Origin of the sequence: Lactobacillus sp. MRS-253-APC-2B (assembly GCF_012843675.1) — a bacterium.
Lineage (GTDB): Bacteria > Bacillota > Bacilli > Lactobacillales > Lactobacillaceae > Limosilactobacillus > Limosilactobacillus pulli.
Window position 1 is genome coordinate 1 of record NZ_JABAFO010000043.1, and the last position, 1,583, is coordinate 1,583.

The following is a 1,583-nucleotide window of genomic DNA, read 5'->3' on the forward strand; positions in this document are numbered from 1 at the left end:
GCATACGGAGTAAAGTCAGGTTGGTCCCGTGAGGGGCCATCGGAAACTCTCCCATCTTTGATGGGGAGTATGTCATCCAAACCATAATGGTGAGACGGTGAAGACGATCTGTCAGCAGCATTGGATAGTTGGGTTGTGACTGGCTGATAAAGCTTGATGGCAAGGAACAGCGATGGCTTTGGTAGTTTGGCAATAGTAAGATGGTTAAGGTAAGCCGCGCCGATTTTTGTCAATTGCCAGCTGAATTTACAATAAAAAGTAATTTTGATCTGATTAAAAAAGCGCTCCAGCAAGCAGGCTTGTTGGGGCGCTATTGTTTTGATCGCGGTACCGTGGCTGATTATCAAAGTCACGGCCACAGCAATCTACTGTGTTTTATTTAGCTGTTTTGACGTACTGCGAGTGGACTGCTTGAGACTTTTGAAGCTGACGGTAAAATAGATATTGCCGTCTTTCCAATCGACGCTTAGGCTGCCCTTGAAGTTTTTGACCAGGTTTTGAGCGATTGAAAGACCAATCCCAAAACCAGATTTTTTTTCATTGTTATGTGAGGTGTCATTGCGGTAGAATCGCTCAAAGAATTTATTGTAGTCAACGTTTTTGCCCTCGGCATAGCTGTTGCCGACTTTGAGCAGCACGTTTTTGCCATGCTTGTCGGCACCGACGTTAACGAAGATCGTACCATTAGGATCACAGTATTTATTGGCATTATCCAATAGAATGCTGATCAGTTCATAGTAATAATTGGGATCAGCTTTAATTTTGAGGCCAGGCTGCAGCTGATATTTAATTATGCCTAGCCGAAAATCCCGTGACTTTAGTCATGGGATGGATAGGCTCACTCAATGTCCATTTGGACGCTTTTTCTTTTGGAGTGCATTGTATTTTTGATTGTTGATATAGTTTTCCACTACATCTTTACTCATATTGCCAAGCGTACTCATATAGTAGCTGGGAGACCATAAATGACCACCCCAATATTGTGATTGTCGAATTTCTGGATGTCGTTTGAGAAAAATAAATGCACTACGCCCCTTTAGTGCTTTGATAGCGCTGGTTGGCGCCTTGCTAGGTGGAAAACTGATCAATACATGAACATGATCTGGCATTACTTCCATCTTTTCGATTACAATTTCGTTATCTTTTGCAGCCATTCGCAATATGTCTTTCATTTCGTCTACCAGTTCCTTAGTTGAAAAAGTCTGGTGACGATACTTAGTTACCCAGATTAAATGGTAATGGAAATTATAGACATAACGGCGAGTATAAACTGCGTCTTGAATCTTTTCTTTTGCCATTAAGAACACCTTAATCGTTATAGTCATTAGCTGATGATATAATCCAGTTAAAGGAGGTGAAAAAATGAAGTCAATGGCACAGTTAGAATATCATTATGGATTGAAAGTTCGTATTTATCCAAGTGATCATCAGAAACAAATAATCAAGGTCAATAGTGATGCCAGTCGTTTCGTCTATAATGAGATGGTTGCGATCGGTAAAGAACTCTGGCAATTAAGCCGAGTCAAACTACCAATTGATACGGTACAAGATCGCATCCAACAGCTAAAGTTTCGTCAAAACGC

At 41.0% G+C, this 1,583-nt stretch carries 4 protein-coding genes; 1 reads left to right on the forward strand and 3 read right to left on the reverse strand.

Annotated elements, in window-relative coordinates; all coding sequences use genetic code 11:
- The 3 genes from HF864_RS09425 to tnpA all read right to left on the reverse strand — a co-directional run.
- A partial coding sequence (locus tag HF864_RS09425; RefSeq protein WP_205882360.1) for a hypothetical protein occupies positions 1-353 on the reverse strand: 353 nt, incomplete at its 3' end.
- A 12-nt stretch (positions 354-365) separates the two neighbouring features.
- Positions 366-794 carry an ATP-binding protein gene (locus HF864_RS09325; RefSeq protein ID WP_346774618.1) on the reverse strand — a complete coding sequence of 143 codons (429 nt, stop codon included), beginning with the start codon at positions 792-794 and terminating at the stop codon, positions 366-368.
- A 48-nt stretch (positions 795-842) separates the two neighbouring features.
- On the reverse strand, positions 843-1,298 hold the full coding sequence (gene tnpA, locus HF864_RS09330) for an IS200/IS605 family transposase (RefSeq protein WP_169462711.1): 456 nt from the start codon (positions 1,296-1,298) through the stop codon (positions 843-845).
- Positions 1,299-1,362: 64 nt separating this feature from the next.
- Here tnpA and HF864_RS09335 point away from each other — a divergent pair.
- The coding region (locus tag HF864_RS09335; RefSeq protein ID WP_169462712.1) for a helix-turn-helix domain-containing protein at positions 1,363-1,583 on the forward strand (221 nt) is incomplete at its 3' end.